13 protein-coding genes are annotated in these 13655 nt (G+C 68.4%); 5 read left to right on the forward strand and 8 right to left on the reverse strand.

What is annotated here, in order from left to right:
• Positions 1-79 precede the first annotated feature (79 nt).
• Together B0675_RS09045 and B0675_RS09050 are read left to right on the forward strand one after the other, a co-directional pair.
• On the forward strand, positions 80-985 hold the full coding sequence (locus B0675_RS09045) for a LysR family transcriptional regulator (RefSeq protein ID WP_081218302.1): 906 nt from the start codon (positions 80-82) through the stop codon (positions 983-985).
• 103 nt (positions 986-1088) lie between these two features.
• Positions 1089-1571 (forward strand): NUDIX hydrolase, encoded by a 483-nt coding sequence (locus tag B0675_RS09050; protein WP_081218303.1) that lies wholly within the window; start codon positions 1089-1091, stop codon positions 1569-1571.
• A 36-nt stretch (positions 1572-1607) separates the two neighbouring features.
• Here B0675_RS09050 and B0675_RS09055 read toward each other — a convergent pair whose 3' ends face one another.
• The 3 genes from B0675_RS09055 to B0675_RS09065 all read right to left on the reverse strand — a co-directional run bounded on the left by B0675_RS09055 (position 1608) and on the right by B0675_RS09065 (position 6071).
• The gene (locus tag B0675_RS09055) at positions 1608-3374 is read right to left on the reverse strand and encodes a globin domain-containing protein (RefSeq protein WP_081218304.1); all 1767 of its coding nucleotides are present in this window, start codon (positions 3372-3374) and stop codon (positions 1608-1610) included.
• Between the two features lie 962 nt (positions 3375-4336).
• Positions 4337-4762, reverse strand: coding sequence for a heme-binding protein (locus B0675_RS09060; protein WP_081218305.1), 426 nt, complete (start codon positions 4760-4762; stop codon positions 4337-4339).
• A 100-nt stretch (positions 4763-4862) separates the two neighbouring features.
• Positions 4863-6071 carry an MFS transporter gene (locus B0675_RS09065; protein ID WP_081218306.1) on the reverse strand — a complete coding sequence of 403 codons (1209 nt, stop codon included), beginning with the start codon at positions 6069-6071 and terminating at the stop codon, positions 4863-4865.
• A gap of 140 nt (positions 6072-6211) precedes the next feature.
• On the opposite strand from B0675_RS09065, the gene B0675_RS09070 reads away from it, so the two are divergent.
• On the forward strand, positions 6212-6700 hold the full coding sequence (locus tag B0675_RS09070) for a MarR family transcriptional regulator (protein ID WP_081218307.1): 489 nt from the start codon (positions 6212-6214) through the stop codon (positions 6698-6700).
• 9 nt (positions 6701-6709) lie between these two features.
• On the forward strand, positions 6710-7162 hold the full coding sequence (locus B0675_RS09075) for a GNAT family N-acetyltransferase (protein WP_081218308.1): 453 nt from the start codon (positions 6710-6712) through the stop codon (positions 7160-7162).
• 143 nt (positions 7163-7305) lie between these two features.
• On the opposite strand, the gene B0675_RS09080 is transcribed toward B0675_RS09075, so the two are convergent.
• Both B0675_RS09080 and dnaB read right to left on the reverse strand, forming a co-directional pair.
• Positions 7306-8691, reverse strand: coding sequence for a serine hydrolase domain-containing protein (locus B0675_RS09080; protein WP_081218309.1), 1386 nt, complete (start codon positions 8689-8691; stop codon positions 7306-7308).
• A 72-nt stretch (positions 8692-8763) separates the two neighbouring features.
• Positions 8764-10239 (reverse strand): replicative DNA helicase, encoded by a 1476-nt coding sequence (gene dnaB, locus B0675_RS09085; RefSeq protein ID WP_081218310.1) that lies wholly within the window; start codon positions 10237-10239, stop codon positions 8764-8766.
• Positions 10240-10699: 460 nt separating this feature from the next.
• Between dnaB and B0675_RS09090 the strand changes: the two genes are divergently transcribed.
• Positions 10700-12037 (forward strand): MATE family efflux transporter, encoded by a 1338-nt coding sequence (locus B0675_RS09090; protein ID WP_081218311.1) that lies wholly within the window; start codon positions 10700-10702, stop codon positions 12035-12037.
• Between the two features lie 191 nt (positions 12038-12228).
• On the opposite strand, the gene rplI is transcribed toward B0675_RS09090, so the two are convergent.
• From rplI to B0675_RS09105, 3 genes are read right to left on the reverse strand one after another with little or no spacing between them, the layout of a single operon-like run.
• The gene (rplI, locus tag B0675_RS09095) at positions 12229-12675 is read right to left on the reverse strand and encodes a 50S ribosomal protein L9 (RefSeq protein ID WP_081218312.1); all 447 of its coding nucleotides are present in this window, start codon (positions 12673-12675) and stop codon (positions 12229-12231) included.
• Between the two features lie 18 nt (positions 12676-12693).
• Positions 12694-12930 carry a 30S ribosomal protein S18 gene (gene rpsR / locus B0675_RS09100; protein ID WP_003949403.1) on the reverse strand — a complete coding sequence of 79 codons (237 nt, stop codon included), beginning with the start codon at positions 12928-12930 and terminating at the stop codon, positions 12694-12696.
• A gap of 57 nt (positions 12931-12987) precedes the next feature.
• Positions 12988-13593, reverse strand: a complete 606-nt coding sequence (locus tag B0675_RS09105; protein WP_081218313.1) for a single-stranded DNA-binding protein — start codon at positions 13591-13593, stop codon at positions 12988-12990.
• Positions 13594-13655 lie beyond the last annotated feature (62 nt).

Genomic DNA, 13655 nt, shown 5'->3' on the forward strand with positions numbered 1-13655 from the left:
CAATCACGGTAGCGACAGAGGCCTATCGACTTATTTATAGTTGGGGCTCGCGCGGAGGTGCTGGGAGGGGAGGGGCACCATGGACTTGGCCTTGCTGCGCACTTTTGTGACGGTGCACCGGGCCGGTTCCTTCACTCGTGCCGCCGCACTGCTCGGGCTCTCGCAACCGGCCGTGACCTCACAGATCCGCACACTGGAGCGGCAGCTGGGGAGGCCCCTGTTCCTGCGCCAGGCCCGCGGGGTGACCCCCACGACGATCGGCGACGAACTCGCGCACAAGGCGGCGCCGCATCTCGACGCGCTCGTCGAGATCGCCGAGACCGGCCTCGACGAGGACTCCCACGTCCGCACGCTGCACCTCGCGGGGCCTCCTGAGTTCACCGCCGAGCGGGCGCTGCCCGCTCTCACGGAACTGACCGGGGAGGACGGCCAGGGATTCGCGTTGCGGGCCTCGTTCGGCAACGCGGAGGAGACCCTGGAGGGACTCGGGGCCGGACATCATGATCTGGCCATCACAACAGCCCGTCCACGGGGTGCGCTCCTCACCGCGACTCCGCTCTGCGACGAAGAACACGTCCTGGTCGCCGCCCCGCGCTGGGCCGCCGAGGTCGGCCCCGGCAAACTCCGCCGCAAGGGTGCCCGCGCGCTGGAGGACGTCCCCGTCGTCGAGGTCCACGAGTCGTTGCCGCTCGTCGCCCGCTACTGGGCCTCGGTCTTCGACTGCCGTCCGGCTTCGTCGGGCATGGTCGTCGTCCCCGATCTGCGAGCCGTCCTCGCCTGCGCCGCCGCGGGTGCCGGCCTCGCCGTCCTGCCCGCCTATCTCTGCTCCGACGCCATCGCACGCGGTGAGGTCGTTGCCCTTCTCGATCCCGCGGTGCCGCCCCTGCGTACGTACTTCCTCGTCGTCCGGACGGGCACGCTGGCGATGCCGCACATCGCACGCGCCCACGAGTGGCTGCTGCGAGCGGCCGCCGACTGGAGCTGAGAGCTCGGTTCGCCCGGGACCCCGCGCAGGACTTCCGGAGGTTTCACGCGAAATCGCGCCCCGGTGATGTTTCACGTGGAACCAGCCGGGCCACATTCCTCCCATGACCGTCCGACCCGTGGTCAAGCGCACCGCCCGTGCCGTTCTGCTCGATGGTGACGACCTGATCCTGATCAAGCGCACCAAACCCGGCGTCGATCCCTACTGGCTCACCCCGGGCGGCGGGGTCGAGCCGGAGGACACGACTGTCGTCGAGGCGCTCCACCGCGAAGTGCACGAGGAACTCGGGGCCAAGATCATTGACGTGGTCCCCTGTTTCGTGGACACCGTCGAGCACATCGGCGACGACGACGGCGCGACCGGAGTGAAGGTCCAGCACTTCTTCGTCTGTCACCTGGAATCCATGGATCCGTCCCTGCGGCACGGTCCGGAGATGGACGAGCCCTGTGGCGAGTACGAGATCGTCCGCGTCCCGTTCACCCGGGTAGGCATCGCTTCGGTCCATCTCGTTCCGCTGTCACTGAGGCACTACCTCGACGGGAACATCGAGGGCGTGCGCGCCATGCACGCACCGGACCTGGGCTGATCCCTGGCAGACGGCGTCGGGTCAAGGCCCCGTCGGTCAGTCGCCGGCCGCAGCGACGAGTTCCTCCACCGAGTCGTGGCGGATACGGTCCGACGGGATACCGATGTCCCTGAGCGCGTCGACACCGCTGCGGATCATGCCGGGCGGACCCGAAAGGTACGCGTCGTACTCGTTCCACGGCCCGTACTCACGCACGACGTCCGGCAGCTGCAGATGTGCCTGCTGGTCGACGACCGGGCGCACCGCGAGCCATGGGTGGCTCTGCTGGAGCCGCAGCATGGTGTCGATGTCGTACAGGTCGTGGTCGGTGCGTGCCCCGTAGAAGACCTCGACGCGGCGTCGGTGCCCGTGCTCGGCGACATCCTCGACCAGTGCCTTGATGGGCGCGATGCCGGTGCCGCCCCCGAGGCAGAGCAGGCCGCTGTCGGTGGTGTGGTCGACCGTCATCGAGCCGGACGGAGGGCCCAGCCGGACGACGTCACCGGGCCGGGCACGGTGGACGAGCGCGTTGGAGACCCAGCCGGCCGGTACCGCCTTCACGTGGAACGTCAGCAGCCCGTCGGAGCGGGGGGCCGAGGCGAAGGAGTAGTGGCGCCAGACCCGCGGCCACCACGGCGTCTCCACGCTCGTGTACTGGCCGGCGAGGAACGGATAGGGCTGGTCGGGCCGGACGGTGATGACGGCGACATCCGGTGTCCTCAGGTCGTGGGACACCACCTCGGCGTACCACCACGCGGGAGCCCGCAACTCGTCGGCGGCGGCCGCGTCGATCATGACCTGGGAGATCGTGGTGTACGTGCGCACCCAGGCGGCCTCCGTCTCGGGATCCCAGACGGCCGCGGCGTAGTGGCTGAGCGATCCGATGAGGCACTCACCGACGGCCGGGTAGTGCTCGGGCCGCGTCCCGTACTTGCGGTGTCCGCGTCCGAGGTTTTGCAGATACGCGACGAGGACATCGGTGTTGTCGATGTGCTCGGCGGCGGTCAGGAGCGCCTTGAGCAGGCGGTCCCGCTGGGTGTCCATCGCCGCGGGGAAGAGAGGGCGGAGCTCCGGGTGACGCACGAAGAGCAGCGCGTAGAAGTACGACGTGACCTTGTCGGCGACCGGGCCGACCTCCGCCATGGTCCGGCGGACCAACACGGCGTCAGGAGAGGGCCGACGCGAGGCGGCGGGCTGCGCCGCCGCCAGCGGCTCGGGCCGGGCGACCGGCATGGGGGCGCCGTGGAACGGCTGTGTGGCTCTGTCTCCGGGCCCAGAGCCCTCTGAGGGCCGTGGAGCGTGTTGCTCCGGCTGTCCGGCACCGGAGCGGTGCCGGACGCCTTCGTGAGCGGGCTCCGGCTCGAACCGCTGCGCCTCCGGCCGCGCCGGCGGCGCAGGACCCTCCTCGGGCGGTGCAGAGGGCGCAGGACGCGCCCCGGACAGCGCCGACTCGTGCGGGCCCAGAGTGCGGTGGGGCGTCCCGTCAGCTCGCGCCGTAGCAGGAGTCCCCGAGCGGGACGCCGGTGCCGCACCCTGCCGAGCCATGGCTGTCTCGCCTGTGGATATTCGTTCCTGCTCGGACGTTTCCCGCTCAGGGGCCGTCTGCTGGGGGGCGGCTTGCACCTGTTCCTCGGGCGCCGCGGCCGAACGGCCCATCGGGCGCATCGCGGCCAGCCGGCGGCCGTCCGACGGCGCCTGGTCCCCACTGGGAGCCTCGGGCTCCTTGCGTGGAGTGAACCAGCCGCCCCCGCCGTTGCCGCCTGAGGTGCCGTTGTCGGCCGACGTGGTGGTCGGAGCGTCCATGTTCTGCCTCGCCTCGAACATCTTTCGGTCGGTCTGCGCACCTCCACGATCGGAAGATGCCTGCTTTCCCCCCGCAGACGGCGTGTTCTCTTTCCCGGTTCAGTTCCGTTGTCCCAATGCGGCCACATTGAACCTGGATTCCTGCCCAGCATGGACAAGTAAGGAGAGAATGTGACATTGGCCGCAGTGCTCTCACCGCAGCATCCCACTGCGGGTCGACACCCGACCGCATAACGGAAAATACGGGTCTTCGATCTCTCCATCCCGTTACGCTGCTTTGGCCTGCGTTCGTTCCACCACGACGGGTACACATGTCGGTGGACGCGAACCGGAGTCGACCATACCGGCAGTAGCTCCCCGCACAAGTCCCCTCTTCGCTCTCCGCGAATCCACGGACGCCGGACCTGCCAATTGCCTCAATTACCGTGCTCGGTAGCCCAATTGATAGGTGTCCCACAGATTTCGGCTCGCGGACGAGGGAGCGGTGGGACCGCACGGATGCCGCCGCGCAATGGCCGCGACGGACAGCGGGACGATGCCCAAAAGGCCCGCCTGACGGGAGTCACCACAGACCGGCGCAGTCGATTCGGCTCCTCCCGAACCCTTCACAAAGCCGGTTCGCGATCTGCACCTTCACCGCAGAGCTGAGGACCTTCGCCCAGTGGCGCACAGCCGGACGTTTCACGTGAAACTCACCTGTGCGGTGGCCACATGCGGCCCGCCTGAGCGTCCGAACTGGCATGTCTGGGCATGGCTCTGGTCACCGAGCGGCGTGCACGAACGCATCGGGCGGACGACTGCTGCCCCAGTCGTCACCGGGGTCCCTGACCTGCAGGGTGACCGGACGCGTCGCTTCGCACCGTTCACGGCTGTCCGCCCGGAACTCGCCCGACGTCATGACAGAAGTGCCGGACCCCCGCACATGTGGGATCCGGCACTTCGGGTCTGCAGAGCGCCCGGAAAGACGCTGCGGCACCGTGAGGTCAGACGAGTGCCTCGACGGCGGTGACGGCGAAGCCGTGGTCCTGGTCGGGCATGCCGCCGCCGACCCCGACCGCGCCGATCAGACGGCCATCGCGGTGCACGGGCACACCACCCGCGATGAAGAGCAGGGGACGGTCGAGCGCGGTCGGCAGGGTGTGGAAGAGACCACCAGGCTGCACGGCTTCCACCAGATCGGCGGTGGCCGAGTTGAGCTGAAGGGCCGTGTAGGCCTTGCGGGTGCTGGTCTCTCCCGAGATCAGCACGGCCTGGTCGTCGCGCCGGAAGGCGAGCAGGTGTCCGCCGGCGTCGAGGACGGTGACGCTGACTCGCACACCGGCGGCCTCGGCGGCACGCCGGGCCGCGGTGACGAGGGCCTCGGCGTCCTCGATGGTCAGGGGGGTGACGGCGGTGACGACGGTACTCATCGGGGTTTCTCCTTGTGGGGGCGTGCTGTTCGGGGTGTTGAGGAACTGCTGAGTCGAGGCATCCCTGGGACGGCCCTGGCCCAGGGCGGCTCGATCTCGGTCAGGAGTGGACGGCGGTCCGCTGATCGGCGGGAGTCCCGCCGGCGACGACAGTGCCGGGGGCGGACGCCCGCCGCTCCAGAGCGGCCGAGAGGACGGCGAGGACGAGTGCGCCTGCGGCGAGGGCCGCGCCGACCCAGTTGGGGGCGGTGTAGCCGAGACCGGCGGCGATCACGATCCCGCCGAGCCAGGCCGACAGGGCGTTGCCGAGGTTGAAGGCACCGATGTTCACGGCCGAGGCAAGCGTCGGGGCGCCGTGTGCCTGGTCGAGCACGCGCTTCTGCAGCGGAGGAACCGTCGCGAAGCCGAGGGCACCGATCAGGGCGATGGTGACGGCCGCGAGGATCTTGTTGTGTGCGGTGAAGGTGAACAGCGCCAGCACTACCGCGAGGCCACCGAGCGACACGTAGAGCATCGGCATCAGGGCACGGTCGGCGAACCTGCCGCCGACGAGGTTGCCGCCGACCATGCCGAGACCGAAAAGGACGAGCAGCCAGGTGACCGATCCGTCGGCGAAGCCCGCCACATTCGTCATCATCGGTGCGATGTAGGTGATGGCGGCGAAGACCCCGCCGAAGCCGAGCACGGTCATCGCCATGGCGAGCAGTACCTGGACGTTCTTGAACGCGGCCAGTTCATGGCGCAGGTGCACGCCCTCGGGCTTCGGCATCTCCGGGACCAGCTTGGCGATGCCCAGCAGCCCGACCAGTCCGAGCACGGCGACGCCCGCGAACGTGACCCGCCAGCCCGCGGACTGACCGATCAGCGTGCCCAGCGGGACACCGACGACGTTGGCGATCGTGAGACCGCTGAACATCATCGCGATCGCGCCGGCCTTCTTCTCGGGCGCGACGAGTTCAGCGGCGACCACCGAGCCGATGCCGAAGAACGCACCGTGGGCGAGGGAGGCGACCACCCTGCCGACGAGCATCAGGCCGAAGACCGGAGCCACGGCGGAGAGCAGGTTCCCGAGGACGAACAGCGCCATCAGCGCCATCAGCATGCGCTTGCGGGACACCTTCGTACCCAGCGCGGTCATGATCGGCGCGCCGATCACCACTCCGAGCGCATAGCCGGTGACCAGCAGTCCGGCGGTGGGAATGGAGACGCCGAAGTCTCCGGCGACCTCGGGCAGGACGCCCATGATGACGAACTCGGTCGTTCCGATTCCGAAGGCCCCGATCGCGAGGGCCAGAAGCGCGAGAGGCATGGTGGGGTACACCTTCCAGAAGATTGCAGGAGCGCTTTACGCGCACCCACAATAGTTGCAGACGCGGGCTATACGCAACAGCGGGCTATTGCGTCCGTGCTCTATCCTGTTTTCAGCCGCCCCGGGACGGAGGAAACGTCATGACAGCCACGGACCCCGCGCTCACCGCCCTCGCTCAGGGATGGTGCGCCCTCTCCTTGCTGCACGGGAGGATCGAGGCGCACATCGAGCGGGCCCTGCAGGCCCATCACGGACTCAGCGTGCGCGAGTACTCCCTGCTCGACGTGCTCAGCCGACAGCACGACGGTGAGGGCGGTCATCTGCAGATGAAGCAGGTCGCGGACGCGGTCGTGCTCAGCCAGAGCGCCACCACCCGCCTGGTCACCCGGCTCGAGGACCGAGGGCTGCTCGCCCGCTATCTCTGCCCGACCGACCGCCGAGGCATCTACACGAACGTCAGCGAGGCGGGCCTGGATCTGCTGGCCGCGGCACGGCCGACCAACGACGTCGCGCTTCGCGAGGCGCTCGACGACGCCGCCGAGGTCCCGGAGCTGGCACCGCTGGTCCGCGTCGTGGAGTCGGCGAACGCGCCCGTACAGCCGATGTCGTCAGCGGGCGTGCCCTCGTAGGGTGCGCTCATGGCAGATCTTGAAATACGAGCCGCAGTCGCCGACGACGTGCCCGCCATCGTCGCGATGCTGGCCGACGACCCACTGGGAGCGCGGCGGGAATCGCCCGACGCCCTGACCCCGTACCTGGATGCTCTGAAGCGTCTGAGTGCCGACCCGAACCAGCACCTCGTCGTCGCCGTCCGCGAGAGCCGAGTCGTCGGCACTCTGCAGCTCACGGTGATCCCCGGGCTCTCCCGGAAGGGAGCGACCCGCTCGATCATCGAGGCCGTTCGCGTTCACGCCGACGAACGCGGCAGCGGTCTCGGAACACAGCTCATCGAGTGGGCGATCGATGAATCACGCCGTCAGGGCTGCCAGTTGGTCCAGCTCACCTCCGACTCCTCCCGCGCCGACGCCCACCGCTTCTACGAACGGCTCGGCTTCGAGGCCTCCCACGTCGGCTTCAAGCTCGCCCTCTGACCCGAGGAGCCGGGGCGCACCTGAGCGCGCCCTCGTGGGCGCCGTAGGGCACATGCAGCGGCACGGAGGCAGTTTCCGCAGCTCACCTACGCGTGGAGGTGGCCTGTTTCACGTGAAACAGGCCACCTCTACGACAACGGTGGCTACTTGATTCCTCGCCAGCCGGCCGCGTCCACTCCACCGGGCACCTGAGCCTCCTTGTCGTACGGCTGACGCGTGAACACGAACGACCCGAGGTCCAGGTGGCTCACTGACCCGTCATCGCGCCGGACGGGCTGTAGAAGCTCGCCCGCGTAATAGCCGTCGAGCCCGGTCCACGTCCCGTCGCCGTTCGCCCTGAACCGGGCGCCACGGCCGATCCCCGACAGCGGCTCCAGCACCAGCCCGCCGGTCGCCGGCACCCGCAGGCCAAAGGGGTGCGTCCCCCAGTACCACTGACCCGCGAGTTCCAGAACCGCCCGGTCGACCTCGGCGATCGGCCGCCAAGGCTCGGGAATCCGCGGTTCGGCCTCCGCGACGATCCGCACCAGATCGGCGGCGACGGCGAACGTGGGAGGTCCCGAGGTGCAGTTGGACAGCACGACGGCCGCCACGTCGTCGTCCACGCTGATCACCAGCCCGGCAAGGAAGCCCGGCAGGGATCCGGAATGCCCGACGAGGGTCCGTCCGTCACGATGCAGGATCTGCATCGCGAGCCCGTAGCTGGTTCCCACAGCCAGGTCCGCGGTCTCCGAGGGAGCCGCGGGCGTCCGCATCTCCCGCACCGACTCGGCGCTCAGGACCCGGTCGTCACCCTCGATCAAGAAGGCGGCGAAACGGGCCAGGTCCCCCGTGGTGGACCAGAGCTGCCCTGCCGGAGCCATGCGCCCGAGGTCCTCCGTGGGCTCGGGCATCATCACGTCGGCCCAGGGATGGACCGCCCAACCTCCCGCGTGCGGGGCTTGCGGGTCTCCACTCGTACGGTGCAGGCCGAGTGGTTCGAGTACTTCGCGGCGCAGCACGTCCTCCCAGGGGGCACCTCGTACCTCCTCCACGAGGGCCCCGAGCAGCGTGTAGCCGGGATTCGAGTAGTGGTGGCGTCGGCCGACCGGATGCCGGAACGGCTGCTCGCCCAGCACATCGGCCAGATCGGGGCGGAGCGATCCGGGTGTGCGTTCCCACCAGGGTGCGGGCGACTCGGCCGCCAATCCGCCCGTGTGCGCGAGCAGTTGGGCGATGGTGATCTCCCCCGCGCCGGTACCCGAGAGATGCTTCTCCAGCGGGTCTCCGAGGTCCAGGAGACCCTCGTCCCTCAGCCGAAGTACGAGCACCGCCGTGAACGTCTTGGTGATGGAGCCGATCCGGTACTGCACGTTCTCGTCCGGCCCGTGACCGTCCACCGAAGTCCGCGCTCCGTGCCACACCGCCTTCCCGCCGCGGACCACCGTCGCGACGAGTGATGGCGCCCGCCCTTCGCTCTGCGCGACGGCGATGCGATGCAGCAGGGCTCGGCGTGTGCGGGGGAGCAGATCGTCCTGAGGTGTCGTCATGGCACCAGTCCACCCGTCCTGTCACCGGACGTCGAGCGGATTTGTCCGGCGTGGCTCCGCCGGCCTTCCGGATCAGGTCTGCGCCATGTCCACGAAGCGGGAGTAGTGACCCTGGAAGGCCACCGTGATCGTGGCGGTGGGACCGTTACGGTGCTTGCCGACGATGATGTCCGCCTCGCCGGCGCGCGGTGACTCCTTCTCGTACGCGTCCTCGCGATGGAGCAGGATGACCATGTCCGCGTCCTGCTCGATGGAGCCGGATTCACGCAGGTCGGAGACCATGGGCTTCTTGTCGGTGCGCTGCTCGGGACCACGGTTCAGCTGCGACAGCGCGATCACCGGCAGCTCCAGCTCCTTGGCGAGGAGCTTCAGGTTTCGCGACATGTCCGAGACCTCCTGCTGACGGCTCTCGGAACGCTTGCCGCCCGACTGCATCAGCTGGAGGTAGTCGATGATGACGAGCTTCAGGTCGCTACGCTGCTTGAGGCGGCGGCACTTGGCGCGGATCTCCATCATCGACAGGTTCGGGGAGTCGTCGATGTAGAGGGGAGCAGCCGACACGTCCGGCATACGGCGGGCCAGTCGGGTCCAGTCCTCGTCGGTCATCGTGCCGGACCGCATGTGGTGCAGAGCCACGCGAGCCTCGGCGGAGAGCAGGCGCATCGCGATCTCGTTGCGGCCCATTTCGAGCGAGAAGATCACGCTCGGCATGTTGTGCTTGATCGAACAGGCCCGGGCGAAGTCCAGCGCGAGCGTCGACTTACCCATGGCGGGACGAGCCGCGATGATGATCATCTGGCCCGGGTGCAGACCGTTCGTGAGGGAGTCGAGGTCGGTGAACCCGGTGGGCACACCGGTCATCTCCCCCGAGCGCGATCCGATCGCCTCGATCTCGTCGAGCGCGCCCTCCATGATGTCGCCGAGCGGCAGATAGTCCTCCGTGGTGCGCTGCTCGGTGACGGCGTAGATCTCGGCCTGGGCGCTGTTGACGATCTCGTCGACGTCCCCGTCGGCCGCGTATCCCATCTGGGTGATGCGGGTGCCCGCTTCGACGAGACGCCGGAGGACCGCGCGCTCGTGCACGATCTCCGCGTAGTACTCGGCGTTCGCCGCGGTCGGGACGGTCTGCACCAGCGTGTGCAGATACGGGGCGCCGCCGACCTTGGTGATCTCGCCGCGCTTGGTGAGCTCGGCCGCGACCGTGATGGGGTCGGCGGGCTCGCCCTTCGCGTACAGGTCGAGGATCGATCCGTAGATCGTCTCGTGCGCCGGCCGGTAGAAGTCATGACCTTTGAGGACCTCGACGACGTCGGCGATGGCGTCCTTCGACAGGAGCATGCCGCCCAGGACGGACTGTTCGGCGTCCAGGTCCTGCGGCGGAACGCGCTCGAACGACGAACCGCCGCTCTCCCACGAACCGTTGTCCCGATCGCGGTCGTGCTGCTCGTCCCGGCCTCGGCCGCCGCTGCCGCGCTGGCGGGACGAAGGCAGACGATCACTGGGACCACTGTCCGCCCAGGGGTCGTCCAAGGGCTCGGAAATACTCACCGAGCCACCTCCTCCCGTCCGCCGGAGCGGACCTAGCCGTGCCCCTTATTTCTACGGCACGGCACTGACAACTGAGCTGCCCAACTCCGGTTCTCACGCGTCGGTTTTGCGTGGATTCCGAGGACGGAGGAGAGAACGGGCGCCGCACCACGTTAGGCCCGCGGGCACCGTCAGCCAATCTGGTTATCCACAGGCCATGTGGACGACGGCCCTGATGCTGTGGAGAACCCCACAAAACCTGTGCACGACTCGGTGGACAGCCCTGTGAACAAGCCCTCACCTCTTTCACAGAACCAGCCCTGACCTGCTCATTTACCGTCCACCGGTTGTGCAGAAGAAAAACTTTTCCTGCCGGATCAAGATCGGCTCGAACGGTCCGCGGCGACACGCCGAGCGAGGCCGACAGTAAGGGTCCTTTGGGGATTGCATCTCTTACCTGTGGAAGATTAGATTGGTGCTCATGACACAGGCTCCAGCGGCACCCCGGACCGCCCGGCGTCGGCATGACCGAGAGATCGTCGCGCTGGCCGTCCCGGCCTTCGGTGCACTCGTCGCCGAGCCTCTTTTCGTCATGGCCGACAGCGCCATCGTCGGCCATCTGGGCACCGCGCAACTGGCCGGACTCGGCGTCGCCTCCGCGCTGCTCATGGCAGCGGTCGGCGTCTTCGTCTTCCTCGCCTACGCCACCACAGCCGCTGTCGCGCGACGCGTCGGCGCGGGCGATCTCGGAGCCGCGATCAAACAGGGGATGGACGGCATCTGGCTCGCCCTGCTCATCGGTGTGGCCGTCATCGTCGTCACGCTCCCCGCGGCGCCTTCCTTGATGGCACTCTTCGGCGCCTCCGACACCGCGGCTCCGTACGCAACGACATATCTGCGGATCTCGGCGTTCGGCATTCCCGCCATGCTCGTCGTCCTCGCCGCAACAGGGGTGCTGCGCGGACTTCAGGACACCAGGACTCCGCTGTATGTCGCCGTCGGTGGCTTCGTCGCCAACGCGGCTCTCAACGGACTCCTCGTCTATGGAGTCGGCCTCGGTATCGCCGGCTCCGCCTGGGGCACCGTCATCGCTCAGTGGGCCATGGCGGCCGTCTACCTCTACGTCGTCGTGCGAGGTGCCCGGAAACACGACGCGTCCCTTCGACCGGATGCCGACGGTATACGCGCCTGCGCCCAGGCTGGGGCGCCCCTGCTCGTCCGCACTCTGTCGCTCAGGGCGATCCTGCTGATCGCCACCGCGGTCGCCGCCCGGCTGGGGGACGCCGACATGGCCGCGCACCAGATCATCCTGTCGCTGTGGAGTCTGCTTGCTTTCGCTCTCGACGCCATCGCCATAGCGGGCCAGGCCATCATCGGACGCTACCTGGGCGCGGGCGACGCAGACGGTGCCCGCGAGACATGCCGACGCATGATCCAGTGGGGCATCGCCACCGGTACCGTCCTCGGTCTGCTGGTCGTGGCGACCCGCTCCGTGTTCCTTCCGCTGTTCAGCGGCGACACGGGTGTGCAGGACACGGCGCTGCCGGCCTTGGTGGTGATGGCTCTCGTGCAGCCGATCTGCGGCGTTGCCTTCGTGCTGGACGGAGTCCTGATGGGCGCGGGGGACGGCCCGTATCTGGCGCGCGCGATGCTGCTGACACTGGCGGTCTTCGCCCCCGTCGCGTTGCTCGTCCCCGTACTCGGCGGCGGGCTGACCGCACTCTGGGGCGCCATGGCACTGATGATGGCGATGCGCATGGTGACGTTGTGGCTGCGTTCCCGTTCGGGCCGCTGGATCGTCACGGGCGCAACACGCTGACGACGCCGACCGCGTCGTCGTTTCACGTGAAACGACGACGCGTTTCACGTGAAACACCAGAAACGCCATGCTCCGTCACAGGTGGGTCGCTCGGTTTCTCTCGGCTTCTTCCACGATCCGATCGCAGCAACGCAGAAAGGGCCGCACCCCAAGGGGTGCGGCCCTTCTCTCAGCTATGCCGAGCGCTGCACTCAGGCAGCGACGACCTCGACGTTGACCTTGGCGGCAACCTCGGGGTGCAGACGCACGGACGTCTCGTGGGCGCCCAGGGTCTTGATGGGCGAGCCCAGCTCGATGCGGCGCTTGTCGACCTCGGGGCCACCGGAAGCCTTGATCGCCGAAGCGACGTCGGCCGGGGTGACGGAACCGAAGAGACGACCGGCGTCGCCGGAGCGAACGGCCAGGCGGACCTTGACACCTTCGAGGCGGGCCTTGATCTCGTTGGCCTGCTCGATGGTGGCGATCTCGTGGATCTTGCGAGCACGACGAATCTGCTCGACGTCCTTCTCGCCGCCCTTGGTCCAGCGGATCGCAAAGTTCCGCGGGATCAGGTAGTTGCGAGCGTAGCCGTCCTTGACGTCGACGACGTCGCCCGCGGCACCGAGGCCGGAGACCTCGTGGGTGAGGATGATCTTCATTTGTCGGTCACCCTTCCCTTATCGCGCGGTGGACGTGTAGGGCAGCAGCGCCATCTCACGGCTGTTCTTCACAGCCGTGGCGACGTCACGCTGGTGCTGCGTGCAGTTGCCGGTCACGCGGCGGGCACGGATCTTGCCGCGGTCGGAAATGAACTTCCGCAGCATGTTCGTGTCCTTGTAGTCCACGTACGTGACCTTGTCCTTGCAGAAAGCGCAGACCTTCTTCTTCGGCTTGCGCACAGGCGGCTTCGCCATGGTGTATCTCCTGTGTGATCAAGAAGTGGGGGTACGACCCACCCTCGGCCCGAGGGCCTAGAAGGGGGGCTCGTCCGAGTAGCCGCCGCCGGAACCGCCGGCACCGCCGGAGTTTCCGCCCCAGCCGCCACCGCCACCGCCGCCGCCCTGGTTGCCACCGGCGGGAGCGCCGGTCGCCCAGGGGTCGTCGGCGGGAGCGCCGCCGCCCTGCGGAGCGCCGCCGGAGCCACCGCCCCAGCCACCGCCCTGCTGGCCGCCGCCACCGCCGTAACCACCCTGGCCGCCCTGGCCACTTCGACCCGTGGTCTTCGTGACCTTGGCCGTGGCGTTCTTCAGGCTGGCGCCGACTTCCTCGACGTCCAGCTCGTAGACCGTGCGCTTGACGCCCTCACGGTCCTCGTAGGACCGCTGCTTCAGCCGGCCCTGCACGATGACGCGCATGCCTCGCTGGAGCGACTCTGCGACGTTCTCCGCCGCCTGACGCCAGACCGAGCAGGTCAGGAACAGGCTCTCGCCGTCCTTCCACTCGTTGGTCTGACGGTCGAAGGTGCGGGGAGTGGACGCGACACGGAACTTCGCGACCGCCGCACCGGAAGGGGTGAAGCGCAGCTCGGGGTCGTCGACAAGATTGCCGACAACCGTGATGACGGTCTCGCCTGCCATGGGGGTACCTCTCGGCGGGTTTGCTGCTGGCTGCTGGTGCTGCTACTCGATGCCCGAGATCA

The organism is Streptomyces sp. M41(2017), from assembly GCF_002078175.1.
GTDB lineage: Bacteria > Actinomycetota > Actinomycetes > Streptomycetales > Streptomycetaceae > Streptomyces.